Origin of the sequence: Paraburkholderia sp. BL6669N2 (assembly GCF_003387275.1) — a bacterium.
Classification (GTDB): domain Bacteria; phylum Pseudomonadota; class Gammaproteobacteria; order Burkholderiales; family Burkholderiaceae; genus Paraburkholderia.
The window spans coordinates 531,726-557,764 of the sequence record NZ_QUNA01000002.1; the positions used below are offsets into that span (position 1 = coordinate 531,726).

General features: G+C 60.6%; 18 protein-coding genes and 3 pseudogenes. 17 read left to right on the forward strand and 4 right to left on the reverse strand.

Translation table 11 applies throughout. The features are described from left to right. The first annotated feature begins 59 nt into the window (after positions 1 to 59). Complete coding sequence (locus B0G80_RS24970; RefSeq protein ID WP_181920060.1) at positions 60 to 1,472, forward strand: sensor histidine kinase; 1,413 nt, start codon at positions 60 to 62, stop codon at positions 1,470 to 1,472. 139 nt (positions 1,473 to 1,611) lie between these two features. On the opposite strand, the gene B0G80_RS47180 is transcribed toward B0G80_RS24970, so the two are convergent. Further along, the gene (locus B0G80_RS47180; RefSeq protein WP_258879024.1) at positions 1,612 to 1,749 is read right to left on the reverse strand and encodes a DUF3331 domain-containing protein; all 138 of its coding nucleotides are present in this window, start codon (positions 1,747 to 1,749) and stop codon (positions 1,612 to 1,614) included. Between the two features lie 814 nt (positions 1,750 to 2,563). On the opposite strand from B0G80_RS47180, the gene B0G80_RS24985 reads away from it, so the two are divergent. Beyond that, positions 2,564 to 3,235, forward strand: a complete 672-nt coding sequence (locus tag B0G80_RS24985) for a response regulator transcription factor (protein ID WP_116120462.1) — start codon at positions 2,564 to 2,566, stop codon at positions 3,233 to 3,235. A 59-nt stretch (positions 3,236 to 3,294) separates the two neighbouring features. Here the strand turns inward: B0G80_RS24985 and B0G80_RS24990 are convergent, their stop codons facing one another. Continuing rightward, positions 3,295 to 3,735, reverse strand: a complete 441-nt coding sequence (locus B0G80_RS24990) for a response regulator transcription factor (protein ID WP_258879025.1) — start codon at positions 3,733 to 3,735, stop codon at positions 3,295 to 3,297. A gap of 374 nt (positions 3,736 to 4,109) precedes the next feature. Between B0G80_RS24990 and B0G80_RS24995 the strand changes: the two are divergent. Next, a pseudogene (locus B0G80_RS24995) lies at positions 4,110 to 5,424 on the forward strand (IS5 family transposase). 376 nt (positions 5,425 to 5,800) lie between these two features. Then, on the forward strand, positions 5,801 to 6,316 hold the full coding sequence (locus B0G80_RS45380; RefSeq protein ID WP_147309908.1) for a hypothetical protein: 516 nt from the start codon (positions 5,801 to 5,803) through the stop codon (positions 6,314 to 6,316). 445 nt (positions 6,317 to 6,761) lie between these two features. Here the strand turns inward: B0G80_RS45380 and B0G80_RS25005 are convergent, their stop codons facing one another. Then, positions 6,762 to 7,133 carry a hypothetical protein gene (locus B0G80_RS25005; protein WP_147309909.1) on the reverse strand — a complete coding sequence of 124 codons (372 nt, stop codon included), beginning with the start codon at positions 7,131 to 7,133 and terminating at the stop codon, positions 6,762 to 6,764. Between the two features lie 718 nt (positions 7,134 to 7,851). On the opposite strand from B0G80_RS25005, the gene B0G80_RS25010 reads away from it, so the two are divergent. The 9 genes from B0G80_RS25010 to B0G80_RS25050 all read left to right on the forward strand — a co-directional run bounded on the left by B0G80_RS25010 (position 7,852) and on the right by B0G80_RS25050 (position 21,074). Next, positions 7,852 to 8,196 carry a hypothetical protein gene (locus B0G80_RS25010; protein WP_116120468.1) on the forward strand — a complete coding sequence of 115 codons (345 nt, stop codon included), beginning with the start codon at positions 7,852 to 7,854 and terminating at the stop codon, positions 8,194 to 8,196. 477 nt (positions 8,197 to 8,673) lie between these two features. After that, positions 8,674 to 9,975: an ATP-binding protein gene (locus B0G80_RS25015; protein WP_116120470.1), complete on the forward strand. Its 1,302-nt coding sequence runs from the start codon at positions 8,674 to 8,676 to the stop codon at positions 9,973 to 9,975. A gap of 192 nt (positions 9,976 to 10,167) precedes the next feature. Further along, entirely contained in the window at positions 10,168 to 11,235 is a 1,068-nt protein-coding gene (locus B0G80_RS25020; protein ID WP_258879026.1) for an efflux RND transporter periplasmic adaptor subunit, read from the forward strand. A 12-nt stretch (positions 11,236 to 11,247) separates the two neighbouring features. Beyond that, the gene (locus tag B0G80_RS25025) at positions 11,248 to 14,322 is read left to right on the forward strand and encodes an efflux RND transporter permease subunit (RefSeq protein WP_116120474.1); all 3,075 of its coding nucleotides are present in this window, start codon (positions 11,248 to 11,250) and stop codon (positions 14,320 to 14,322) included. Then, complete coding sequence (locus tag B0G80_RS25030) at positions 14,319 to 17,471, forward strand: efflux RND transporter permease subunit (RefSeq protein ID WP_116120476.1); 3,153 nt, start codon at positions 14,319 to 14,321, stop codon at positions 17,469 to 17,471. Before B0G80_RS25025 ends, B0G80_RS25030 begins: the two co-directional genes overlap by 4 nt. Continuing rightward, the gene (locus B0G80_RS25035; RefSeq protein ID WP_116119845.1) at positions 17,468 to 18,901 is read left to right on the forward strand and encodes an efflux transporter outer membrane subunit; all 1,434 of its coding nucleotides are present in this window, start codon (positions 17,468 to 17,470) and stop codon (positions 18,899 to 18,901) included. The genes B0G80_RS25030 and B0G80_RS25035 overlap by 4 nt, the downstream gene beginning before the upstream one ends. A 408-nt stretch (positions 18,902 to 19,309) precedes the next feature. Beyond that, on the forward strand, positions 19,310 to 20,110 hold the full coding sequence (locus tag B0G80_RS25040) for a MipA/OmpV family protein (RefSeq protein ID WP_181920062.1): 801 nt from the start codon (positions 19,310 to 19,312) through the stop codon (positions 20,108 to 20,110). Between the two features lie 39 nt (positions 20,111 to 20,149). Then, on the forward strand, positions 20,150 to 20,704 hold the full coding sequence (locus B0G80_RS25045; RefSeq protein WP_258879027.1) for a glycine zipper domain-containing protein: 555 nt from the start codon (positions 20,150 to 20,152) through the stop codon (positions 20,702 to 20,704). A gap of 118 nt (positions 20,705 to 20,822) precedes the next feature. Then, the gene (locus tag B0G80_RS25050) at positions 20,823 to 21,074 is read left to right on the forward strand and encodes an EF-hand domain-containing protein (protein ID WP_116120486.1); all 252 of its coding nucleotides are present in this window, start codon (positions 20,823 to 20,825) and stop codon (positions 21,072 to 21,074) included. Positions 21,075 to 21,836: 762 nt separating this feature from the next. Here the strand turns inward: B0G80_RS25050 and B0G80_RS25055 are convergent. Beyond that, positions 21,837 to 22,583, reverse strand: coding sequence for a response regulator (locus tag B0G80_RS25055; RefSeq protein ID WP_116120488.1), 747 nt, complete (start codon positions 22,581 to 22,583; stop codon positions 21,837 to 21,839). 562 nt (positions 22,584 to 23,145) lie between these two features. Here B0G80_RS25055 and B0G80_RS25060 point away from each other — a divergent pair. From B0G80_RS25060 to B0G80_RS25075, 4 genes and pseudogenes are all read left to right on the forward strand, one after another. Next, positions 23,146 to 23,892: a response regulator gene (locus B0G80_RS25060; RefSeq protein WP_116120490.1), complete on the forward strand. Its 747-nt coding sequence runs from the start codon at positions 23,146 to 23,148 to the stop codon at positions 23,890 to 23,892. 446 nt (positions 23,893 to 24,338) lie between these two features. After that, a complete protein-coding gene (locus tag B0G80_RS25065; protein ID WP_116123705.1) occupies positions 24,339 to 25,289 on the forward strand; it encodes an oxidoreductase in 951 nt (316 codons plus the stop codon). Between the two features lie 96 nt (positions 25,290 to 25,385). After that, positions 25,386 to 25,610: pseudogene (locus B0G80_RS25070) on the forward strand (acetamidase); the annotation flags it as partial. Positions 25,611 to 25,691: 81 nt separating this feature from the next. Continuing rightward, positions 25,692 to 25,993, forward strand: a pseudogene (locus B0G80_RS25075) (RidA family protein). The last annotated feature ends 46 nt before the right edge of the window (positions 25,994 to 26,039 follow it).

Here is a 26,039-nt window from a genome sequence, read left to right on the forward strand (position 1 = left end):
TCGCGTCCATCTGAGACCAGACGAAAATGAATGTCCGTCGTTTTCCTAATGGATGGCCGATGATCGCAATGTTGATACTGGCGTTCCTGATCTTCTTCGCCGATACCATCACGGTCCTCGACATCGCAGTTGCCACGTTGTATGTGCTTGTTGTGCTGCTGTCGGCGAGATTCGGATCGACGCGCACAGTCATGCTGGTGGGCATAGGCTGCATCGCGCTCGCGGTGATCAGTTGGGGGCTCACCCGCCCTGCCGGCTCCATCCTGGAGGGCATTGTAAATGAGGTGATTAGCAATCTCACGATTGCACTGGTGACTGTTCTCACCATGCGTCGGCTTCGCACAGAACAGCGGCACCGATATCAGGCCAGCCTGCTCGAACTGACGCGCGATGCTTTCTTTACGTGGGACATGAGCGGGAAGGTCCTGTACTGGAACCGTGGCGCCGAAGCACTGTACGGCTTCGACCGGGCAGCGGCCATAGGCAAGGTCGTGCACACATTGCTAAACACGCAATTCGTCGTACCGCTCGAGCAGATCGTTGACCGGCTTCATCAGCACGATAGCTGGGAAGGTCAGTTCGCCAGGCTTCGCGCCGACGGCGCCCCGTGCATCGTGAGTTGCCGTCTCACTTTGCAGCGGGATGCGGCCGGGCGCGCTTCCATGGTCCTCGAGACCAACAACGACATCACCGAGCGCGTACGGCTCGAGGACGCGCTGGAGCAGGCGCGGTCCGACCTGGTTCGAATGAATCGGGTGCTGGTCCTGGGCGAGATGACGGCGTCGATCGCGCACGAGATGAAGCAGCCGATCGCGGCGATGATGACGAGCGCGACGGCTGCGCTGAATTGGCTCGATCACGAGCCGCCGGCGACGCGGAAAGCTGCTCAGGCGATCGCCCGCATCGTCCATGATGGCAACCACGCGGTCGAGGTTATCGCTCGCGTGCGTTCGCTTGTTAAGAAGGCGCCGACGCGTGCTGAACGCTGGGACATGAACGAGGCGGTGGACGAAGTGATTGCACTGACCCGCTCCGACGTCACACGCAACGGCATTCAGTTAGTGCGCGAACTCAAGCAAGGCTCGCTCTCAATCAGCGGCGACCGCGTTCAGGTGCAGCAGGTGCTGATCAACATGGTCGTGAATGCCATCGAGGCAATGCATGGCGTCGTCGACAACCACCGCATACTGACGGTTACGACCGGAGTTGACGCGCACGGCTATGCCTTCATAGAGGTCCGCGACACGGGCGTCGGAATGAACGAAGCAGACCTCCCACACGTGTTCGAGTCGTTTTATACGACGAAAGCGGAGGGAATGGGCATGGGGCTTGCAATCTGCAGGTCGATTGCGGAGGCCCACGGCGGACGCATCGACGCTGAGCAAAACCAGCCTCGCGGAGCGGTATTCCGGTTGACCGTGCCAGTCGAACGATGTGAATCTTCTGGTGCTGCTCCGGCGCATCTAGCTTGACCCTGACGCGGATAAGGGTTTCCCCCAAACACTTCGACGGCCGAATTATCGCACGCAAAGCTGCGGACGCGCTCTCCACGCCGCGCCGCCCAAATTGCAGCAGGCATCGTTCGCTGCGGCTGAAAACGATGTGCGCCGTTCAGAGAGTCGCCGCGTCGAGCACCACGCAGGCCGGGATCATCGCTTCCGCATTGATGGGCGTTGGGCGTGAGGTCGGCTTGTAGACGGCGTCGCCGGGATTGATCGCTTGCCCGCTCATCGCGCGGAAGCCCGGCATGCGCGCGCCACGCGCCAGGCCTGGTCGCCGAAACGGCCGCACGTCGCATCGCGCCAGGCAATCGTGGCCGTCGACAACGTCGGCCGGTCGATCAGCGTCACTGCGGCGGTCAAGCATCCATCGGCACAGTGTGCCTTCTGACGGCGCCGCTCGGCCCCTTCCACAGCGGCCAACAGGCGCGAAGGCGTGTCCAGCAGACAGTTGGTCTGCGCCCCGGATCCATCACGTTTGCGTTTGCCAGCACGTCGAAACTCCTTGCGAAAGCGATCGGGTTAGCATTGCTTCTGGACTCTGAAGGCGGCGAAGGGCAGCGCGCGCCGATCTCTTCCCGCGACGGGCATGCTGGCGAGTTATCCACCATTCACAGTCTGCGTCTCGTCAGGCCGTAACTGCGGGTGGCCGCGGCGTTCGTGATGCCAAGCATGCATCGGCCAGGCGCGAAGAATGTTCTGCATCGTCTGCTGCGCGCCGTTGCGCACGCCGGCTGGGCCGTGCTGACCGCGCCGGGCCGCGCCTGTCCGCGGCATAGAGATATGGTGCTGAAGCACTCTTGGGATGCAACGACATATTCCTCTCCATATGTTGCAAGCCAGTCCGGTTCTTATGCTCAACCATTCGTGCGACCCTTCCAGACGTCGATTCCAGCATACGGATCCCCGCGAGCGGCTGCAAAGCTGCGTTTGGACATTGACCTCATACCTTGGGCTACGCCGTGTCATACTTCTCAGCGTCTCATTGCTTAGATCGGCCGCGACGCGTCCCCATCCGGCAAGCGAAATGTCTGAGCCTTCGGGCGCTCTTCGAGGAGCTTGTTATGGCTACCGATAGGCATGCGCCGTCGTCCACGAGCGGAATCCCCGGCTCCACAGTTTTCGTTGTGGACGACGAAGAGTCCATGCGTCTGGCGTTGCGAGACTTGCTGGAATCAGTGGGCTATTGCGTCGAGACGTTCGGTTCCGTCCGCGAATTCCTGGATTTTCGCAAACCCGGGAGTCCTAGCTGTCTCATCCTCGATGTCCGGCTGAAAGGTGAAAGCGGGCTGGCCTTCCAGCAGGCAATGGCGCGCGAGGGATTACATATGCCGGTGCTTTTTATGACCGGTCACGGGGACATGGAAATGTCGGTGCGTGCAATGAAAGCTGGCGCGTTCCATTTTTTCCCGAAGCCTTTCCGCGACCAGGATATGCTCGACGCGATCTCCGAGGCAATATCCAAAGACGCACAACGCCTCGAGAAGGAACTCAGCCTGAATGTCCTTCGCGCGGCCTATAAGTCGCTCACGCCGCGCGAGTGTGACATCCTGGCGCTAGTCGTCAGCGGAATGCTGAACAAGCACATTGCCGTCCAGCTCAACGTAAGCGAAATCACCGTCAAGATCCATCGCGGTCAGGTGATGAGGAAGATGGGCGCGCACTCCCTCGCGGACCTTGTGTTCAAGGCGGCCGCACTCGACATTGGACCCCGGCAGGGACGTCCGCGCCCCTGAGCGCTATCTCGAGACCGTGACAGAGGAGTTCGACACGGCTCCGGCCTTGCGCTCGCTATTCAGATCCGGATATTTGCGAGTTCCCTCTTCAAGGCTACCGCGTCCACCGGTTTGTCGAGGAGCGCGACAGCCGGGCTCGCCTGCACCTGCAAACGCAACCCGTCGCTGGGGAACGCGCTCACGAAGATTGTCGGCGGCGCCGCGCCCAGCACGACAAGACGGTCGAGCAACTCCAGGCCTGACATCCCGGGCATGCGGATGTCGGAAATCAGAACTCCATTTTCGGTGCGCAGATGAGAGGTGCGAGCCGCCAGGTAGTCGGCCGCCAGCGAAAAAACCTGCGTCGAATAGCCAATCGACTGCACAAGGCTTTCGATTGCGAGGCGCGACGATTCATCGTCGTCGATGATCCAGACCGTCCCACTGACGGGAGTCGGCAGTGGTTGGCTGGATGGATTTCTTGGGGGCATGAGTTGGCTGTCTAAGCTTAGCCTGTCCAAACTAGACCATCGAGCATCGACTGTCCATTATACCGGCGTATGTTGCGCTATCCCTTCCGGAATGAATAGCCCGAAGCTCGGCACGACATTGCGGCTTGGCGTGCGCAATCCTCAAAACGCCGCTTCTGTCCGTTCGAGGTTGTCGCCGCACTATGCCGGGCGGCCCGCATTGTTCTCAATCCCAAAACGCCACCGTTGCTGATCAACAAGCAGTCGTATCGTGGAAATGCCATCGGGCCGCATGACGCTACCTTGTTCGTCTTGAATAACCCGGAGAGCCTTGTTCGGTGAGGATTTGAGTCCAAATGGTGTTGTCGGAATTGCAGGGACCTGGCATATTGATGCGTGAATCCCGCAATTCTGGCGAGGTGCGGATGGGTCCGAAGACGCCTGTAACTGAGCGAGATTTTTTCCGGCAACCGCTGCGCGAGCAGATCAACCTGAAGCACCGCTAGTGCGACTGGCCGATCTGATCAACTGGGATCGGTTGGCTGTGTCGATGAGCGAGAGCTTCGTGTCGCACAAGGGGCGACCGGCAACGTCGCCGCACCTGATTGCCGGGCTGCTGTATTTGCAGCACGCGTTCGACCTGTCCGACGAAGAGGTGGTCTGGCAATGGGTAGAGAACCGGTACTGGCGGGTGTTCACTGGCGAGACCTATTTGCAGACCGAGCCCCCGATTGATCCGTCGAGCCTGACGCGCTGGCGCGCACGACTGGGCGATTGAGGAACTGCTGGCGGAAACGATTGAGGCAGCCAAACGTGCCGGCGTGATCAAGGCTTCGAGCGTGAAGCGCGTGATCGTTGACACCACGGTCATGCAGAAAGCGATCGCGCATCCGACCGATTCCCGGTTGCTGGAGCGATGCCGTGAGCATTCTGGCGAAGGCAGCGGCGCGGCACGGACTGAAGCTCAGGCAGAACTACAACCGCGAGGCACCACGGCTGGCGTTGCAGATTGGCCGCTACGCGCACGCGAAGCGGTTCAAACGGATGAGAAAGGCACTGCGTACGCTGCGCTCCCGGGTCGGCCGCGTCATGCGCGACGTGGAACGGCAAGCCGCTCAGGTGGGCGACAGCGGCCATGAGGCGCTGCTGGAACTAATTGCGCGCACGAAGCGCATCTTGTCGCAAAAACCAAAGGACAAGAACAAGCTGTATGCGCTGCACGCGCCCGAAGTCGAATGTCTGGCCAAGGACAAGGCACGCACCCCTTACGAGTTCGGCGTAAAAGTGTCGATCACGACGACACACAAGGAAGGGCTGGTGGTCGGCATGCGCTCGATGCCGGTCAATCCGTACGACGGGCATACGCTGGCTGAAGCGCTGGAACAGACCGCGATCCTGAGCGACGCGAAGCCCGAGGTGGCAGTCGTGGATCGTGGTTACAAGGGCGTTGCCATCGACGGCGTGAAGATCTACCACCCGGGTTTGCGGCGCGGCATCACACGCGGACTACGTGCGATGATCAGGCGGCGAAGCGCCATCGAACCAGCCATCGGCCACATGAAGGCCGATGGAAAACTCGATCAGAACTGGCTAAAAGGCGCCTTGGGCGATGCGATGCACGCGGTGCTGTGCGGCGCAGGTCACAACCTGCGAATGATCGTCAGGAAACTGAGGCTTTTTTACGCCCTCGTTCTCATCGCTTTGCTCAACCGTACCGTTGCCACTATCTCAACAGTGTAACTTGAGCTGCCGACAAAACGAATTGTTCAGGGTCGACTACCTTGCTTCGGTAGCGACCGGGAAAGAAACCTGCACCTGCGGCACCTCTCCTCCAGCCCGACGGTATCCAGGGCGATACCGGCGTATATCTGCGGCAAACAACGGTTGGCAGAAGTCCAAACGCTCGCAGAATGGATTCGATACCGATCTTCGTCCTATCTTGGCAACCATAGGTGGTGCGGCTTGAAGCGTGACTACTTCGAAGTTATGACAGGTCCCCTGTCGCGACTATCGGAACCAATGCGTTGCAACCTGTTCACGCGTCTACAGCAAGTAATTCGTAAATTGGTTGCAAAGACGCATTTTCGTCTCAACCTGCCCGTGCGAAGGTTGAACCATGATCAGCAAACATACAGGTCATCGCTTTGTTCCGCATACGGACCCGAACGCGAGCGGCTGCCGCGCGCCGCCAGGGCCCGCGGTCATTATTTCAGCGCTCGTCGTCTGCTGGTGGACACTGATCGAGACAGCTTTGGACTTCGCAATGACAGACAGCGGCACCGCGCTCGCCGTGATCATAGGCACACGGTTGATCGTGATTGTGTCTGGGCTCGCGGTCGTGCTCGAAGCACGAATCGCACGTCCCTTTGTCTGCTTTCTCTGCGCGATGAGCATACTGGCGGTTGCACCGACCATTGCCCTCCAGTTCAACGACTCGCTGCTCCAACCGGCGGTGTCTTTCATCGACTGCGCAACCAAAGCGCTCTTTCTCACCTGCACCTTTGTCTCCGCAGAGAGAAGCCATCGCCGCGGCCGCCACACCGGGAAGGACGCGTCCCCATTACCCGTGATGTCGCCGCGCATTACAAGCGCAGACAACACTTTTCGCCAGACTTCAAGCCAAGGTGACTGACATTGACAACTTCTTGCACCACTGGATCTACATCGGCGCAAACGCATACGACGAATATACGTTTGTCCCTTGGCTTAACCGGAATGTTTACCGGAGAACGGTTGACCTCTGTCGAGTCTGCATCCAGTAACCGCTTATCGGTCTCCGCCGGGCTGCCTGATCTCACCAGCTGCACGTGGTTCAGAGATCGTCGTGCCGGAGGAATCGCTTGTACCCAAAATGCGGACGGATCTTGGGTGAGGTCAGTGTAGCGATGTCATGCCTTAAAGCGCGCGGCGAGCTCCTGTGCGTCACGTTGGTGTTCGCACCCCGACTTTGCGCCAGCCGTTCGCGTCGAACGGAGGGAGGCCGGCTAGATGGTTACCAGAACCCCATTCTCAGCTAAACCGCGTCCGCCTTCAAATCCGTGCCTCACCTCGAACACCACTTTCGACCTTAACTCAGTTTAATTTGCCACCGGGCTCATCGCAAAAGGCGGCCGCACAGTCAGCGCGGCTTGCAGTTTCGCGATGCTCTGCGGAGGCAGTGAAAATGCGATCCAGCCAAAGCCAGCGTGCCGAAGCATCAGAACGGTGGAACCCTCCAATAAAGGGCTCTTATCGACATGCCAGGACGGGTCGACTTCGAGCGTGTAAGTCACGGATTCCACTGGTGCTGGCGGTGGCGCTGGTAGCATTTGAGCGCGGAGGTGACTGAGATACCTGATCAGCTCTTCTATCTCGTTGGCGCCAAGCAGAGCCGCGCTGTTTCCGATGACGACTCGGAGCGCGTCCAGTCCGCCTTCCTGCAGTGGTTCAATCAATAGAGGCTCGTACATAATGATCCCCTTATATACGGGAAGCTGGTTGGCGACGGGAAGCCCTGCGGCTCAAGCGCAAGTCGACTTCGCTTTTTCTCGACACGCTTCCTGTACATTCGTCGCCCGAATCGACCGGGGCGGCATAGGCAATCCCGGGGAAGGAGGCCAAGTTTGGATAAGGGCGGTGCGAGTAAGCGTCGGGATGTGGCGATTCGATGGGGAAATCTAAACGAATTGGACGACACCAGGTGTTAGCAAAGCATGTCAAACGATGTCATCCGTATTTGGCTTAGCACGATGTGCGAGCCGGTTAGAACGCGACAGCTGTACGCACTCCCACGATGGCTTCGTCGCCTATGCGTTGCGATGGGTTTCGGGGTTCGGGATGCCCCCTGACGGAGGGAACACCTGCTCGAAGAAATCTGTATAACCTGCGACAGGTTGCATCCAGGGAGTCCTGCTCAGTCTGGCTGATGCGTGGCCAGATCAGGAGGTCGCCGTCTGGTTTCTATCAGCTCGGCGATGGCCTGTTGTTCGAGCGGTTTCTTGAGCGTCGCAGTGTCTTTGGCGTAAGTTGCTGGCAAGGGATTTGGTGCAATAAGGCGATCATTCCCGCGCCGGTGCCAAAATGACATTTTTTGACACACCTTTCCAACAGATTTGAGGTCGCGATCTCTGTACATTCTCTTCTCGGCGCGCGATACACCTCGTGTCCTCTCTGTAAAGGAAGATGCTCATGAAAACTCGAACGTTTGCCATGCTGGCGGGCGGGGCTCTGCTCACATCCATGACCGCTTCGGCATTCGCCGGCGTGGTCGTCGGTGTCGGCGTGCCGGCTCCCGTCGCGGTCGTTCCTGCGGTACCTGTCTATGCGCCGCCGACCGTGGTCGTGCAAAACGGTTACGCAGCAGCCGTGCCCGCAGCAGTCGCCCCGGTTGTGACGGTTGCGCCAGCGCCTCCACCTTCCACGGCGGTCTTCGTCATGCCACGTCGTCCTGTGATTGTAGTTAGGGGGCCGCGTCGCGTCTGGATGCCTGGTCACTGGGTAGGTGGGGTCTGGGTGGCCGGTCACTGGTTGTGAAATGTCTGCACCGTACCTGTCTCGTGCGACACATCACCCCCGTCCGTCAAAGCAGCAAAGCAATGTTGCACATCACTTCGGCGCCAGGGCTGCTCGTCCGGGTCTGCGGGTTGCCGACTTTGTGCTGCTGGTCGTCTTGAGTGCACTTGCGCTCGGAGGGTACATCAGCCTGAATGGACGTGCACCGAAACGATTATCCCCCGCCGTGATACCTTCACGATCGTTCAATAGCTTGGCATCACAGTGAACAGGGCCGTATGCGGCACTGATGGACCTGGCGCGGCGCGCGCGACGCTATGGCAATTCGTCCGCCAACTTTTTGGGCGCGCTGTAGGGCATGACCGCGCAAGTGGATAAGTGTCTTTCCCAGGCAACGATGCAGAGGACCGGCCGCGGTCCCGGGACCGGTCAATCGAATGCCAAAGGCACCTGACTGTTTTATGTATAACCTGCGTAGCAGGTCATCGAGAGAGCGAGATGAAAGGAAGCGGCAAGTCGGTATGGCGGGGTTCCCTTTTCGCGCGCAACGTATTGCTGCTGATTGTACTGATGCTGACAAGCCAGATCCTGGTCTTTGGCGTCTATCTGAACTTTATCCAGAAGCCGAGAGTTGACGACGGGGCAGCGCTCGTGGCATCGCAGATCCGGATCTTGGACCGGCTGTTGTCAGTCCTGCCGGAGGAGGAGCGAAACCGGCAACTGCTCGAAATGAATCGAGCGCCCCAGGGTGAACTGCCGCCGCCACAGGCTCACGACGGGTTGCCTCCCGACTACATGGCGCACCGCTTCTTCGGTCGACTGGCATCGGAACTTGCCCCGGACGAACAGCTTCGCTGGGAGCGCGACGGGCACCGGATCTGGGTGCGTCTACATGTGCAGGACGTGCGGTACTGGGTGGCGCTGCGTGGAACGTCGGCCATGAGCAGTACGCTGCCTTGGGCGCTGATCGGCCTGTTGTTAAGTGCGGCTATCCTTCCTGCTCTTGGGGCCTATCTGATCCACCGGCCGGTCGAACAGGCGCTGCGCCGGCTGGCGCGCGCTGCCGGCACCATCGAGCGTGGCGTCTGGCCCGAGGCGGTTCCCGTGAGCGGCCCGCGCGAGCTGGCAACAGTGGAGGAGGCGTTCAACCGGATGGCGTCGACGCTCGAAGATCTCGAAGCGACGCGCGCCGAAATGCTTGCGGGCATATCGCATGATATCCGCACGCCGCTGACCAAGCTGCGCATGGCCATCTTCGCACCCGAGTCATTCGAGGCACCGGCCGCCAGCGCGGAACGCTTTGTCGAGGAGATCGACGCGATCGTCCAGCAGTTTATCGATTTCGCCCGTGGGTGGGATAGCGAACCGGCGACGCACGGCGATCTGAACGCGCTGATCGAACAGCTCGCTGCCGACTATGCAGGTCTCGGTCGCACCTTCGAACTGTCGCTCGCGGAATTGCCACCTGTTGCGTTCCGACCGGTTGGCATGCAGCGCCTTCTGATGAACCTGATGCAGAACGCGGTCGTGCACGGTCAGGTCGGACTCGCAGTCAGGACTGCCATCGACGCGCGAACTCTCTCGATTGCGGTTGAGGATCGGGGACCGGGTGTGCCTCAAGCGCTTCTGTCGTTGATAAAGCAACCATTCAGGCGCGGCTCTGAGGCGGATCGAAAGGGCGGAAGCGGCCTCGGTCTCGCGATAGCGGAGCACATCGCACAGCAGCATGGCGGCACGCTCGATCTCTTCCAGAATGCACCGTCCGGACTCAAGGTCGTGGTGCAAATTCCCATTCCTTAACGGGCGCTTGTCAGCGCGATGACTGCACCGTCGTCGTGTCGTAAAGACTACGATTCAATGTGATCCTCGAGCCCCGCCCAAAGGTCCGGCAGGGCAGCGTGAGCATTTGATGAGATGGCCATTTTTTCAGGTCGTATGATGAAGAACCTTACAAGATACTTTGCAATACTAAGTATATTCATGGCCGGCGTCGTGGCTACTAGGTGGTTCCACCAGGCTCACGGTCACCGTCAGACGGCTGTCGCGCCAGATCCGATCCCTGTGAGCGCGGTTGCGGCTTCGGTTACCGATGTTCCTGTCTACATCGATTCGCTCGGCACCGTGACACCGACGCGTACCGTCACGGTCATCACGCAGGTCAACGGGATACTGCGTTCCGTCGATTTCAGCGAGGGGCAGACGGTCAGGAAAGGACAGGTGATTGCACGCATCGATTCGCGGGCGCTCGACGCGCAGTTGCTGCAGGCACAGGGTACGCTGCGCCATGACCAGGCTGTACTCGCAAACGCGAAACTGGACCTGCAACGTTATCAGCAGCTGATCAAAGCGGGTTCGATTACACAGCAGACGCTCGATACGCAAGTTGCTAGCGTCCAGGAGGACGAAGGTACCGTGCTGGCAGACACGGGCAACGTGAACAATCTGCAGGTTCAGGTCGGCTATTGCACCATCACGTCTCCGGTGGACGGCGTGGTGGGTCTGCGCCTGGTCGACCCCGGCAACTACGTGAGCAGCACCAGCACGACCGGTATCGCGGTCATCACGCAGATGCAGCCGGCGACCGTGATCTACTCGGTGCCGGAAGACGACGTGGGACAGATCCGGCGGGCGATGTCGCACGGGGAGGTTCAGGTGCTGGCCTACGACCGTGACGGCAAATCGTTGCTGGCGAAGGGCTCGCTGCTTGCGGTCGACAACCTCGTCAATACGAGCGCCGGCACGATCAACGTCAAGGCCGTATTCCCCGATTCCGGCAGCGCGCTGTTCCCAAACGAATTCGTGAATGTCCGGATGCAGGTCGACACGCTGCGCCGGATTCCGGTCGTGCCGACTACGGCAATCCAGCATGGCGCGAACGGCAATTTCGTTTTCGTGATCGGCGGCGCAGGCGCAGTGGTATTGCGCAACGTGAAGACCGGGCCGGTAAAAGGCGACGACACGGCGATTCTCGATGGCGGTGTGAAGGCAGGAGAGCGGGTCGCGACCGACGGTGCAGACAGGCTTGATACCGGCTCGCTCGTGAAAGTCGTGGCGCACTGAGCGGAGCTGACGATGAACGCTTCACGAATCTTTATCGAGCGGCCCATTGCGACCGCGCTGTTGACGATCGCGTTGTTTCTGGCCGGGGTGCTGGGATACATCCTGCTGCCTGTTTCGGCGCTACCGGAAATCGACTATCCGACGATCCAGGTCTACACGCAGTATCCCGGCGCAAGCCCGGATGTGGTCAGTTCGTCGATCACCTCGCCGCTCGAAAGACAGCTCGGCCAGATGTCGGGGCTGAAGGCGATGAACTCGACGAGCTCGAACGGCACGTCGGTGATCACGTTGCAGTTCGATCTGTCGTTTTCGCTCGACGTCGCCGAGCAGGAAGTGCAGGCCGCGATCAATGCGTCATCGAGCTTTCTGCCGGCTAATCTGCCGTATCCGCCTGTCTACAGCAAGGTCAACCCTGCCGACGCCCCGGTGCTCACGCTGTCGCTGACATCCGGCGTGCTGCCGCTGACAAAGATCGAGGACCTGGCCGATACCCGGCTTGCGCAGAAGATCTCGCAAATTTCAGGCGTGGGCCTGGTCACGATCAGCGGCGGTCAGCGGCCGGCCGTGCGGGTGCAGACCGATACCGGCGCGCTCAACGCACTCGGCATGTCGATCGACGACGTGCGTACCGCGCTTGGCAGTGCCAACGTCGACCTGGCGAAGGGCAGTCTCGACGGAAAGTACCAGTCGTACTCGATCGGCGCGAACGACCAGCTGCAATCGGCGGCAGACTATCGCGACCTGATCATCGCGTACCGGCAAGGCGCACCGGTTCGGCTGGCGCAGATCGCCAAATCCATCGACAGCGCCGAGAATTTGCAACAGGCGGCGTGGACCAACAGCACGCCGTCTATCGTGCTGAACATCCAGCGGCAGCCGGGCGCCAACGTGATCGATGTGGTCGATAGCGTGCAGAAGCTGTTGCCGCAACTGCGGGCGAGCTTGCCCGCATCGGTGAAGGTCGCCGTGCTGACGGATCGCACAAAGACGATCCGCGCGTCGGTTGCCGACGTCGAAACGGAGTTGGCAATCGCCGTGGCGCTCGTCGTGATGGTGATATTCGTATTCCTGCGCAATGTGCCCGCTACCGTGATTCCCGCAGTCACCGTGCCGCTTTCGCTGGCGGGCACACTCGCGCTCGCGTACGGGCTCGGGTTTTCGCTGAATAACCTCACGTTGATGTCGCTGACCGTCGCGACAGGCTTTGTCGTCGACGACGCGATCGTAATGATCGAGAACATTACGCGCTACATCGAGGCCGGGGAAACGCCCCTGAGGGCCGCGATCAAGGGTGCGAAGGAGATCGGCTTTACGATCATCTCGTTGTCCGTGTCGCTGATTGCGGTCATGATCCCGTTGCTGTTCATGGGCGACGTGGTCGGGCGCCTGTTCCGTGAGTTCGCGCTGACGCTGTCGGCGGCGATCGTCCTGTCGGCGTCGGTGTCGCTGACGCTTACGCCGATGATGTGCTCGCGCATGTTAAAAGCACGGCCACACTCGCATCGGGTCGATTTCTTCGATCGGCTCAACAGCGGGTACATACGCGGTCTCGACTGGGTGTTGTCGCATCGGCGCCTGACGATCGCATCGGTGGTGTTGACGGCCACGCTGACGTTCGTGGCACTGATGCTGATGCCGAAGGGCTTCTTTCCCGAGCAGGACACAGGTCTGATCGAAGGTGTCGTGCAGGCCGCACCGACCATTTCGTTCCAGCGCATGATCGGCCAACAGCAGCAGGTCGTCGACCGGATCGCACGCGATCCGGCAGTCGCAAGTCTCTCGTCGTTTGTCGGCATCGACCAGACGAGACCGACGATCAATCAGGGCACGCTCTTGATCAATCTGAAGGACAAGGGCGAGCGAGCGCGCATCGACGAGGTGATCCGCCGCCTGACCGGTGACACCGCGGACCTCGCGGGCGTGCGCCTGTTTCTGCATCCGGTGCAGGATCTGACGCTCGACGACACCGTCTCGACGACGAGCTACCGTCTCGGCGTACAGTCGACTGATCCGGCGCTGCTTACTCGCTGGACTGGCGAGTTGGTTGGCGCGTTGCGCCGCGATCCGGCGTTTGCCGACGTGCAGAGCGAGGCGATGCAGTCAGGCAATCAGGTGCAACTCACGTTCGACCGCGATACCGCGTCGCGCCTTGGCATCACGCCGCAGGCGATCGACGACGTGCTGTACGACGCGTTTGGTCAGCGCCAGGTGTCGACGATCTACACGCAGCTGAACCAGTATCACGTGGTACTGGTCGCGAGAAACAACGCCGACGACCTTGCGCATCTGCTTTCAGGACTCTATGTCGATACGTCGTCGGGCAGCCTCGCGCCGCTCGCGTCGATGGCGACGATGAAGGTCATGCCCGCGCCGCTGAGGATTGATCGCAAGGGCCAGTTCCCGTATGCGGACGTGTCATTCAATCTCGCTCCCGGATACAGCCTCGGCACTGCGATTGCCCGTCTTGAGAGGGTCAAGGAGCAGATAGGGTTGCCGCAGTCCGTCCAGGTGTCGCTGGAAGGATCGGCCGCGACCTTTCAGTCGTCGCTGGCGAGCGAAGGGTATCTGGTCGCCGCTGCCGTGATCGTGGTCTATTTGATGCTCGGCATCCTGTACGAGAGCTTCATTCATCCCGTCACGATCCTGTCCACGCTCCCCTCGGCGGCGCTTGGCGCGCTGCTGGCGCTGCTGATGGCCGGGACGCAGTTCGACATCATGGGCCTGATCGGTATCGTGCTGCTGATCGGCATCGTGATGAAGAACGCGATCATGATGATCGACTTCGCGCTGGAAGGGCAACGCAACCACGGCCTGTCCGCACACGATGCGATCCGGCGTGCGGCTGAACAGCGCTTCCGTCCCATTCTGATGACGACGATGGCGTCGCTGTTCGGCGCACTGCCGCTCGCGTTCGGCTCCGGCATGGGCTCCGAGTTGAGGCATCCACTCGGCATCGCGATTATCGGCGGCCTGTGCGTCAGCCAGTTGCTGACCTTGTTCTCGACGCCGGTGATCTATCTGGCAATGCATCGTCTGGAAAGACGCTTTGTTGCGGACGAGCCGATCGCAACGGAGTATGTGCAATGAACCTGTCTGGCCCATTCGTCAGGCGGCCCATCGCGACGACGTTGCTGGCGGTCGCCCTTGCGCTGTTCGGTATCCTGGCATTCAGGCTGCTGCCGGTCGCGCCACTGCCTGAAATCGACTTTCCTACGATCCTGGTGCAGGGGCAACTGCCCGGCGCCGATCCGACGACCGTGGCCACCTCGGTCACGACGCCGCTCGAGCGGCAGTTCGGCCATATTGCGGGCCTGGCCCAGATGACGTCGGTCAGCTCGCGCGGACAAACGCAGATCACGTTGCAGTTCGACCTGAGCCGGAATATCGACGGCGCGGCACGCGACGTGCAGGCCGCGATCAACGCGGCGAAAACCAACCTGTCGCCGAACATGGACGGCAGCCCGACGTATCGCAAGGTCAATCCCGCGGATTCGCCCATCCTCGTGATCAGTCTGACCTCCGACACGGCCACGCCAGCGCAGCTTTACGACGCGGCGTCGACGGTGCTGCAACAGAAGCTGATGCAGACAACCGGCGTGGGCAACGTGGTGGTGGGCGGCGCTTCGCTGCCGGCGGTGCGGGTTGAACTGAATCCAGAGCGGGTGAGCCACTACGGCATCAGTCTGGAGCAGATCCGCAGCACGATCGGGAATGCGAATGTCGATTTGCCCAAGGGATCGATGTCCGCGAGCGGACAGAACTATTCGATCGGCGCGAACGACATGCTGTATTCGCCGGCCGACTACGGACGGCTGATCGTCAGGCAGAACAACGGCAACATCGTGCGTGTGTCGGACCTCGGCTATGTACGTCAGGATGTCGAGCAGTTGGAGAACTACGGCCTGTCGAACGGCAAGCCGGCCGTGTTGCTGGTCCTCTATAAGGAACCGGGCGCGAACGTGATCGACGCCGTCGACAACGTGAAGGCCGAACTGCCGGCGCTCGAAGCGGCGATCCCGTCGACCATCAAGCTGGCGATTTCGGTTGACCGTACGAAGACGATCCGTGGCTCGCTGCTCGACGTCGAAATCACCCTGCTTGTATCCATCGTGCTCGTAACGGCCGTGACGTTCGCGTTCTTCCGCAGCTGGCGCGCGACGCTCATTCCGGCGATCGTCGTACCGCTGTCGCTGCTGGGTACGTTCGGGGTCATGTATTTCCTTGGCTACAGCTTGAACAACCTCTCGCTGATGGCCTTGACCATTTCGACCGGTTTCGTGGTCGACGACGCAATCGTTGTCGTCGAAAACATCATGCGGCATCTGGCGCGCGGCAAGAAGCCCATCGAGGCGGCACTCGCAGGGGCGCAGGAAGTGGGCTTCACGGTGTTTTCGATCAGCGTTTCGCTGATCGCGGTATTCGTCCCGCTGCTGTTCATGGGTGGCCTGATGGGCCGGCTGCTGCGTGAATTCTCGGTGTCGCTTTCCGTCGCGATCGTGATGTCGATGCTGATTTCGCTCACCGTCACGCCGATGCTGGCGAGCATTTTCCTGCGCGGAGGACAGCAAGCCGGGAACGGCGACGACCATCACGAGAGCGGATTTTCTCGCCTGTACGGCACGTCGTTGCGCTGGGTCATGCGGCATCCGCTATTGATGGGTGGCGTGACGGTGCTGGTGTTCGTGCTGAACCTCTGGCTGTTCGCCGTGGTTCCGAAAGGCTTCTTCCCGGAGGAAGACACGGGGCTGCTGCTTGGCACGCTGCAGGCGTCGCAAAGCATCTCCTGGCACGAGATGCAGCATCAGTTCCAGATGGTCAACAAGGCGGTGCAGGAGAATCCGAACGTCGCGTTCGTGGGTGGCTTCGTGGGGGGAGCGAACGCGCTCAACAACGCACTGCTGTTCGTCACGCTCAAGCCCCTGGGTGAGCGTCGCGCGACGGCTGATCAGGTGATCGCTCAGGTGCGCCGACGGCTTGCCGATATGCCGGGGACACAGCTCTATCTGCAGTCGTTGCAGGACCTCGCGGCCGGTGGCCGACAGAGTGCCGCGCAGTACCAGTACACTCTTACCGCGGACGACCAGGCGACACTCGATCAATGGGTGCCGAAGTTAGTCGCGCAGATGCACAAGATGCCGGCGCTGGCCGACATCAACACCGACCAGCAGGACAAGAGCATGCAGGTCGGCATCGACGTCGACCGCGACTCCGCCGCGCGAATGGGCGTGAAATTCAAAGATATCGACGAGGCGCTTTATGACGCGTTCGGCGAACGGCAGGTCTCGGCCATCTACGAGAGCGCGAATCAATATCACGTCGTGATGGAGGTGGCACCCGAGTACTGGACAAGTCCATCGGTACTGAAGGACATCCATGTTCCGGCGAGCCCGGCGCTCGCCACGAGCGGCGCGTCAACGACCGCCGCCGCGGGGGCAACCGGGGCAAGCGCCGCTACGCCGTCGGCCGCGGCCCAGGCGAACGGTTCTGCGCTGGTGCCGCTCGCCGCGATGGCCCGGTTCTCGACCGGCCCCAGCGCCATTTCGATCAATCACCAGGCTACGTTCCCCGCCATTACCGTATCGTTCAACCTGCGCCCCGGCGCATCGATCGGACCCGTGACGCAGCAGATCAGTCAGGCCGTCGCTGCGCTCAGAATGCCGGCGAGTATCTCCGGCGCGTTCGCCGGCACGGCAGCGGCGTTTCGTGAGTCGATGGCGAGCGAGCCGCTGCTGATCCTCGCCGCGCTGTTGTCGGTGTACGTCGTGCTCGGCATGCTGTACGAGAACCTGGTTCATCCTTTGACGATTCTCTCGACGCTGCCTTCCGCGGGCGTCGGCGCTTTGATCGCGCTGCTGCTCACTCACACGGAGCTGTCGATCATCGCGTTGATCGGCGTGCTGATGCTGATCGGCATCGTGAAGAAGAATGCGATCATGATGATCGACTTCGCGATTGCCGAAGGGCGTCGGCATGCACTGCCGCCGGAGGAGGCGATCGTGCGCGCGGGCCTGATCCGTTTCCGTCCGATCATGATGACGACGGTCGCCGCAATTTTCGGCGCGCTGCCGCTCGTGCTGGGCTCGGGCTATGGGTCCGAATTCCGCAAGCCGCTTGGCATCTCGATTATCGGCGGTCTGGTGCTCAGCCAGGTCATCACGCTCTATACCACCCCTGTCATCTATCTCTGGCTCGATCGGGCGTCGCAGCGGTTGCGGCGCCGAAGGAAACACGCATGAAATCGCCCATCGGATACCTGTCGGCCGTGTCGGTCGGCATGCGCTGCTGCGCCTGTGCGCTCGGCGCGACGCTTTGGCTTTCGGGCTGCGCGGTCGGCCCGGACTATCACCAGCCGGCCGTAGCGATTCCAACGCAGTTCAAGGAAGCGGGCACACAGTGGCGACTTGCGGCGCCCAGCCCGCAGGCATCGCTCTCAAGCCGGTGGTGGGACGCCTACGACGATCCCGAGCTGTCCCGGCTCGTCGACGCAGCGCTGCAGTCGAATCAGTCGATTGCAGGCGCGGCGGCCGCCTATCGGCTCGCGCAGGCCACCGTCGCTGCAGACCGGGCGAGCCTGTTTCCGACGCTCGGTGTCGACGCGTCGGCCTCGCACAGTTCAAGCACAACGAACCAATACGCGAAGGCCGAGGCGAGTTGGGAAGTCGATCTGTGGGGCGGTGTGCGCCGGCAGATCGAGTCGGGCAAGGCAAACGCGCAGGGCGCGGATGCGACGCTTGCCGGCGAGCGATTGTCGATTGCCGCGACGCTGGCGACCGACTATTTCGACATCCGCCAGCTTGATATCGACATCGACCTGTTGCGGCAGCAGGAGGCGGTCAACGGGCGCATTCTCGCGATCACGCGCGCAGCGCTGGCACAGGGGACTGCGTCGCAAGTCGATCTGCTGTATGCGCAGGACACGCAGGAGGCGGTTGTCGCGAACCTGCAAATTTCACAGACCTCGCGCGAGCAGGACGAGCACGCAATCGCGGCGCTCACGGGTGTGCCGCCGGCTTCGTTGTCGATTGCACCGCGGCTCGACTATGTGTTTCGCGAGCCCGAGGTGCCATCCGTGCTGCCGTCTGCGTTGCTGGAAAGACGGCCTGACGTGGTCAGCGCGGAACGCACCGCTGCTGCTGCGAACGCGCTCATCGGGGTAGAGAAGGCCGCATTCTTTCCGGACCTCGATCTATCGGCACAGGGTCTCGTGCAACACAACACCTTCGCGACGCTGTTCTCATTGCCGACCCGGATGTGGTCGCTCGGTCCCTCACTTGCCGCCACGCTGTTTGACGGTGGTGCCCGCGTGGCGGCCGTGCACAAGGCGCAGGCGACCTATGACGAAGACGTCGCATCTTATCGCGAAGCCGTGCTCACGGCGTTCCAGAACGTGGAAGACAGCCTATCGTCATTGAACCATCTGCGCCAGCAGGAGCACGCGTTTGCCGACATTTACCAGCGCAACCGGCAGTTGCTGGAGAGTGTCGCCGCGCAACTGACGGCCGGAACCGCGAGCGAGCAGTCCGATTTGAATCAGCAAGTGACGCTACTGACGGCCAGACAGAACCTGAACGACACGCAGGGGGCACTGGCGAAAAGCGACGTTGGGCTGGTGAAGAACCTCGGCGGCGGCTGGACGTCGTCGAAGAGCCAGGCCCCGATCCCATGATGACGGGCGCGCCGTTGTAACGTCGTCTGCTGATCTGCGCGCTCCAGAGTCCAGTCGCGCCCACGATCGTTTTTCAAAGTCCACGTCTCGACCTGCGTGCAAAGGCCCTGTCACGTCCACTTGTGCGGTATCGCTTCCCCGCGACGTGACTTGACATGACATGCAACACATTTCTAACAACATGTAGCGCACAGGTTCTCTACATTGGCGGCTGTGTCATGCGGGGTTCGCCGGTGGAGCGGATCCATCACATGGAGAGTGTGCAGTGAAATTTCAAATCGTTCCCGTGTCTGCTGCCAGTGCGGCAATTTCTATGGCTGTCGGCACGGCGCCTGCGGGGTCCCTGGCGATTGATACAAGCGTGGGCGTTGCGGTTCGCCCGACAACCATCGATGGATGGGCTTGAACATGCATGACCATCGCTCTGTCGCCGCCGTTTTTAAGCGAGGCCGCGCACGACGGTGGCTGGGCGCGCTCGCTGTCACCGCCAGCGCGTACCTGCCAAACTCACCGGCGTTGGCGCAGTCGTCGCCGGGCAACAGCGTGGGCATCAACGTGACCGCATTGCCCGACTATGAAGGCAGTAAGTCCTATCGTGTGCTGCCGTTGCCCACGCTGTCGCTGTCGAAGGGGGCAATCTTCGTGCAGGGGTTTATCGGCGGCATTGCCTACCCGTTGTGGCCCAGTGTTGCGGTGGGCCTGCTGATCGGTGTTCAGCCGGGCCGCAACCAGGACGATGCGGCGGTGCTCAACGGTACCGGAGATATCCCAACGTCCTTCGACTTCGGTGCGTTCGCTCGCTGGCACTATGGTCCAGCGAGCGCCGGTCTCCGCTTCCTTCAGTCCGCGCATGCCGGCTATGGCAATCGTGTCACGCTGAGCGCGTCCTATGCGCTGGTCCAGAAGCCCGTTGACCGGGTGTCCGTGTCCGCCGACGCCGTGTGGTCGAACGGACCTTCGCAGCAGACGTGGTTCGGTATCGACAGCGAGCAGGCTGCGTCCAGCACGGCCGGCCTCTCGGCGTATCACCCCTCAGCTGGCTTTTCGCGAGTCGACCTCAGGATCGACTGGGATCATCGGCTGAACCAGCAGTGGTCACTGCAAAGCGCTTTCGGCGTCGGTTCCTTGCTCGGCGATGCGGCGAACAGTCCGATCGTTGAACGACGCGCGGCTGTATTTGGATCGGTGGGCGCTGCTTACCACTTCTAAGCGCTTACTTCGCGCTGCATCATCGTGAGAGGATTATCAATGAACCAGAATCTGACATCGACTCGTACCGCGCCGCTGCTTGTCTGCCTCGCTGTTGGGTTGGGCATGGCGGGGTGTGCGGTTACGCCGCCGGGTGCTCCTACCGTCATGGCGGTCCCAGCGAACGGCAAGACCCTCAACCAGTTCCAGCAGGACGACTATGGTTGCCGCACGTACGCGACGCAGGTCGTGAATCCGGCGGCGGCCTCGCATCAGGCGGCAACCTCCGGACTTGCTGCTACCGCCGTGGGCACGGCTGGAGGCGCTGCGGCCGGGGCTCTGATCGGCGCCGGGGCGGGCAACGCCGGTGCCGGCGCCGCAATCGGTGCGGGTGCCGGACTGCTGCTCGGCAGCATGACGGGCTCCGCGCAGCACAATCAGACCGAAGCGTCGTTGCAGCAGCAATACGACAACGCGTACGCGCAATGCATCACGGCGAAGGGAGACACGATCGAAACATCTCGTCCGGCAGCGGTTGTCGTGCCTGTACGCCCCATGCCGCCCCGCGCCCTAATCTATGGCGCCCCGCCACCTTACTACTACGCACCGTACTGATTTCGCTCATGTGGTCGTGGCATGGCTTGGTCTGGAATTCTGCCGGCTGAAAATCCGGGTCGAGCTTCGTCCCCTAGCTATTCCGTGCACGTCATTCATTTTCTTAAAGGAATCTTTGATGAAACGTTTATTCATTCTTCTGGCTGCGATGTTCGCTGTGTCGTCTGCGTTCGCGCAGAACAGCATGCAGCAGATGCTGGAAGCGCGCTTTACTGCCGCGAACGCAACTCATGACGGCAAGCTCACGAAAGAACAGGCGCAGGCAGGTATGCCGCGCGTCGCAGCCCATTTCGATGAAATCGATACTACGCATCAAGGGTATGTGACGCTTGAGCAGATCGAGCAGTTTGTTGCACAGCATCAGCGGTAAGCGCTTGTAAGGCAAGCTTCAATACCCGCGGCTGGTCTAACTGTGTATATGTCGCAGCGCGTCGCCTCGTCAGGTCGAAAGATGGGCTGCTGCGCGCTCCGGCAACCCCGACGCTAGCAACCCGCCATGCGCAAGCCGATAGCTGGAACTTCTGCGCGCCTGGCGCACTGAAATCAATCCCCGCCTGGTCGTCGCACCCAGCTGTAACGCCTGAACGCATCCCTACTGCCAGTCGCTGAGTCTCAATTGAAAGGAGTTTAAATAATGCTTAATGCGCGTATTCTTCGTCGTTTTGTGCTTCCTGCCGGTTTTTGCATGAGTGCCGCGGTGCTTAGCGGCTGTGTAGTCGTTCCGGTGGGTCGTCCAGTAATGGCCCGGCCACTGGTTGTAGTCCCTCGACCGCCACTGGTCGTCGCTCCCGGGTACTATTGACCTGAGTCTATTCGTGTCCGCCCCATGGGCGGGCGGGACGCATAGCGGCCGTTTTGCATCCTGTCCGAAGCTCGACGCAGGGACGATGCGCGACTGCGTCCAGTTCGCGGATAGCGACCAGGATATAACGGCCGCTCAAAAATCGCGTATATCTGCACGGGTCAGTTAGCCGGCGCTCGACGTATTTCAATTATCCTTGCCGTGGCGTTCGCGCAGCTCGCCACGTGCCCACTGTTACCACATAGCACTTTTGCGACTGGTCGCGCTCGAAAAGCAATCGGCGCATATTCCGCGAAAGGCGCATCAGCAGCAGGAGGGCAACCAGAGACCTCAGTTATGCGAATGGTGCGCCGCTGTGCCGGCAGCATGCTCTTCGAGGTCCGGCACGAAGACGTATCCGCAGCCGCGGACGGTCTGGATGAATCGTGGTGTCGACGGGTCAGTTTCCACGAGGCGGCGCAGACGCCAGACCTGAACGTCGATGTTGCGATCGGGGGTCTCGGACTCCGGGCCATGAAGTGACTTGAGAAGACGCTCGCGGCTGAGTGTGCACATAGGAAAATTAACGAAAATCTGCAGCAGCGCGAACTCACTGGAAGATAGCGTAAGAGACGTCTCTCCCCTGTTCAGCGTGCGCGACTGAAAGTCCAGCGTGAGCGCGCCGAATGCGTAAGGCTGCCTTCGTGGGGGAACGGCCGCATCGGGAACGGCGGCCAGGCGCCGCAGCACCGACTGAATCCGTGCTACCAGCTCACGCGGGTTAAACGGTTTGCCGAGATAGTCATCGGCGCCCAATTCAAGGCCAGCGACGCGGTCCTCTTCGCTGGCGCGGGCGGTGAGCATCAGGACGGGAATGTCGTCGCCTGATGCGCGTAACCTGCGCAGTGCCGTCAAACCGTCGACGCCCGGCATCATAAGATCGAGCACTATCAGGTCCGGGCGGACGTGTTTGAGCCGGTATTCGAGCGAACGCGCGCCATGCAGCACTGACACGTCGAAACCCCACCCCAGCAGGTAGCGGCGAGTCGCATCACACAATTCGGCGTCGTCGTCGATTAGAAGAATCTGAGCTGACATAGGAAGAGAATAACGCTCACAAACGAGTGATGACCGGGCCGCGACTAACCGCAATGCGAGCGCACCGCAGAAGCTGCAGCAGACGATCGATCGAAGAAATGTAGGCGAATTTCATAACGCCAGGTGTTAGCAAATCGTGTCAGGAAATGTCATCGACGGGCTCGTTCCGCTACCCAGAGCGGTGCCGCGCCTATTTTTCTGGCCGCGCGCAAGGGTGCAAGCGTCTCATGGCTGACGAGGAGCGACAGATGTAATATGTGCAGCCAGGATGGCATGCCCGGTACGTACGAATGGCGCCGGGGGGTCGTGGGCTTTCGCCAGTCAGCGTTGTGGCCAGCACAAACGATGACATCTTTTGACATACCTTTCCAACACATCCAGTGCGGAGATTCTTGTATATTTCGTTACAACCGCAGGCGGGCAGGCCGGCGCAGCCCACTTCGGCGAGATTGTCGCCGCCCACCGTGGTACGCGACGCTGTAGCAGAGCTAAGCGGTTCGCCGCGTAGCATCGGAACCAGGAACTAAAAGACAGGCTTTATTAGAGGTGTCTGCTTAATCATATGTCAGATGATTTGCCAACCGGTCGCATCATCGTGCTTGACGATGATGTTGAAATCCGCAATATGCTGCAACGCTTTCTGACGGCACAAGGTTTCTCGGTGCGCGCGGTGAAGACAGGCATTGAGTTGGACGTATTGATCGAGCGCTACCCGTTCGACCTGTTGATTCTCGATATCATGATGCCAGACGAAGACGGACTGTCCATCTGCCGTCGCTTGCGCGCTCGGAGAGAGACAATCCCCATCCTCATGCTAACAGCGCGTGGCGATCCCGCGGACAAGGTCGTAGGTTTGGAGATCGGCGCCGACGACTATCTCGCCAAACCGTTTCTGCCGAGCGAGCTGATAGCGCGGGTTCGGGCGATGTTACGTCGGCAGCAGTTTCAGGTGCGCCTGCAAAACGTGCGGGGCGAGATGCTGCTTGCAGGCGAGTCGCAATGCTTGCGGTTCGGCGCCTTCAGGCTGGACGTTCGGCGTAGAGAATTGATGTCGGACGAAGCGGGCATTGTCGAGTTCGGCGCAGCTGAAATGCGTCTCCTGTGTGCGCTTGCGGAGACGCCCAACCGTCCCGTAAGCCGCGCAAATCTGATAGAACGCGCGCGCGGGTCGCAATATGAGGCGAGCGCTCGCAGCGTTGACGTGCAAATTCTTCGCTTACGACAGGTGATTGAGACAGAGGCAACCTCGCCACGACATATCCGCACTGTGTGGGGCCTCGGCTACATGCTCGTTGCAACTCCAACCTAAAGCGTCACCTGTTGGACGCTTGAAAGTGACATTTGAAGCCGCTTCCTCGGACTGAACCCGTCAACCTCTCATAAGCGTTTTTACCCTCCATGCCTTCGACTTTTGAAAACAGCTACTCTGCCGTCGAAATGGGAGGCAAATCCGCGCGTTACGGCACAGGTTGGGACGCGACTTCAAGTGATGCTCCGAAATGACTGAAATGTCATCCAGGATCCATGTCGTGTTCACGATCGAATTCCGATAACGACAACAGGCATCATCCATATTGCCGAGACTTACTGGGTGAGCAAACAGCAATCGATGCAATACTCGAAAGAGCAATTTATGTCGGTGCGAGTCTCATATTGGGCCGGCTCGCGGCATGATTGTCACCGGATATGTTTTCGGATCACCACCGTGGTAGTCTCGACCTCGCGTATTCAATCTTCACGCCGCCCCGGACCAACATGCACACACGGTGGACCACCGACGACATTGCACCGCAGACCGGCAAGCGAGTGCTCATCACGGGAGCGAATAGCGGAATCGGCTATCACGCCGCATCGGCGCTGGTGCGCAAAGGGGCACAGGTCATCCTGGCGTGCCGCGATAAGCGCCGCGCAGAAAAAGCTCTCGCCCGTCTGAAAGCCGATGTTCCCGGAGCACGCGCAGAACTGGCGATTCTCGATCTCGCTTCCGTCGCGTCCATCCGCTCGTTCGCGCACAAGGAAATCGCGGAACGACGTCGCATTGATATTCTGGTGAGCAATGCCGGCGTCATGGCGCCGCCGAAACGTCTCGAGACCGCCGATGGCTTCGAGCTGCAGTTCGGCACCAATATGCTTGGCCACTACACACTCACGGCGCTGCTCATGCCCGCTCTCGAACTTGCCGCGGCTGAATCGCCTGAGCGGCCACGCATTGTGACGATAGCTTCCATCGCGCACAAGCAGGGGAGAATAGATTTCGACGATCTGCAGTCCGAGAAGCATTATTCGCCGATGCAGTCGTATCGCCAGTCGAAGCTTGCGAATTTGATGTTTGCTTTCGAGCTCGACCGTCGACTGCGCGCGACGAATTCCCGTGTCATGTCTGTGGCCGCCCATCCGGGGGTCGCGAATACCAATCTGTTTCGTTCCGGCGAGCGATCCGCGCTGTCACGTGCTGCTCGCAGCCTCGCTGGCCGCGTTATCGGCATCGCGCTGAACAGTGAATCCGCCGGCGCGCTGCCGACGCTTTACGCGACGACGTCGCCCCACGTCGATGGCGGCGGCTATTACGGGCCACAAGGTTTCCTCGAGGCACGCGGGCGCAGGATCGGCGAAGCGAGTGTCGCGAGGCAGGCCACGGATGAATTGACCGCCCAGCGTTTGTGGCAGGTATGCGAATCTCTCACGCAGATTCGCTTTCGTCTGTAGTCCGGGCGGACCGCGTGAGTTGGAACCACTATGCCGCCGGATTTTTTGCGAATCGGGCTAATTGAACGGCAGGTTGCAACACGATGCGAATACTCATTCGGCACGCACGCGCAGAGCAAAGTCTATGAAAAGTCGACGCTGGATCTCGCGATGCGTGACGCGTTCATCAAGACAAGCCGCTTTCTGACCACGACCAAGGGTCTTACCGAAGACGAAGCAATCTCGTTGATTTCGGTTGCAGTCGACTTTGATGTGACACAGGTCGTCGACGGCAACCGGGGTGTGCACGCGATTATCCGCAAGCCCTTGTTCGCGGAATGATCATCTTGCCGTGCATGTGCGATCGGTCTGCCGAAGCGGTGCGCGCACGATGTTTTCCTTACTTCCACGGAGTTGTCGCAGATGGATGTATCTACAAAATTCTGGATGGTCCAGGGCGGCCCGACTCCGGTAGGCCCCTTCTCCCATGCAACCAAGCACGACGGCTGGGCGTTTCTCACAGGCCAGATGCCAACGTTGCCGGAGGATGACAACGCACCGCTTCTCGAAGGCGTGGCCGCGCAGACGACGCGAGTGATGGACAATCTATCTATGCAGCTTATTTTCCGACTGGCAGATTGCCGGCGCGGACTTGCATCGGCGTAACCGGATTGGCGCGTGACGCGCTCGTCGAAATTGACTTCATTGCTCGCAGGCCGAGTTGATCAGCGACCCGGTGCAGCCGTTATGCCAGGCAGTCAACGTACTCGT

Coding starts and splice junctions, on each gene's coding strand:
- B0G80_RS24970 (WP_181920060.1), top strand. CDS start 60: ATGATCGCAATGTTGATACTGGCGTTCCTGATCTTCTTCGCCGATACC.
- B0G80_RS47180 (WP_258879024.1), bottom strand. CDS start 1,749: ATGCCGGGCTTCCGCGCGATGAGCGGGCAAGCGATCAATCCCGGCGAC.
- B0G80_RS24985 (WP_116120462.1), top strand. CDS start 2,564: ATGGCTACCGATAGGCATGCGCCGTCGTCCACGAGCGGAATCCCCGGC.
- B0G80_RS45380 (WP_147309908.1), top strand. CDS start 5,801: ATGATCAGCAAACATACAGGTCATCGCTTTGTTCCGCATACGGACCCG.
- B0G80_RS25005 (WP_147309909.1), bottom strand. CDS start 7,133: ATGTACGAGCCTCTATTGATTGAACCACTGCAGGAAGGCGGACTGGAC.
- B0G80_RS25010 (WP_116120468.1), top strand. CDS start 7,852: ATGAAAACTCGAACGTTTGCCATGCTGGCGGGCGGGGCTCTGCTCACA.
- B0G80_RS25015 (WP_116120470.1), top strand. CDS start 8,674: ATGAAAGGAAGCGGCAAGTCGGTATGGCGGGGTTCCCTTTTCGCGCGC.
- B0G80_RS25025 (WP_116120474.1), top strand. CDS start 11,248: ATGAACGCTTCACGAATCTTTATCGAGCGGCCCATTGCGACCGCGCTG.
- B0G80_RS25030 (WP_116120476.1), top strand. CDS start 14,319: ATGAACCTGTCTGGCCCATTCGTCAGGCGGCCCATCGCGACGACGTTG.
- B0G80_RS25035 (WP_116119845.1), top strand. CDS start 17,468: ATGAAATCGCCCATCGGATACCTGTCGGCCGTGTCGGTCGGCATGCGC.
- B0G80_RS25040 (WP_181920062.1), top strand. CDS start 19,310: ATGCATGACCATCGCTCTGTCGCCGCCGTTTTTAAGCGAGGCCGCGCA.
- B0G80_RS25045 (WP_258879027.1), top strand. CDS start 20,150: ATGAACCAGAATCTGACATCGACTCGTACCGCGCCGCTGCTTGTCTGC.
- B0G80_RS25050 (WP_116120486.1), top strand. CDS start 20,823: ATGAAACGTTTATTCATTCTTCTGGCTGCGATGTTCGCTGTGTCGTCT.
- B0G80_RS25055 (WP_116120488.1), bottom strand. CDS start 22,583: ATGTCAGCTCAGATTCTTCTAATCGACGACGACGCCGAATTGTGTGAT.
- B0G80_RS25060 (WP_116120490.1), top strand. CDS start 23,146: ATGTCAGATGATTTGCCAACCGGTCGCATCATCGTGCTTGACGATGAT.
- B0G80_RS25065 (WP_116123705.1), top strand. CDS start 24,339: ATGCACACACGGTGGACCACCGACGACATTGCACCGCAGACCGGCAAG.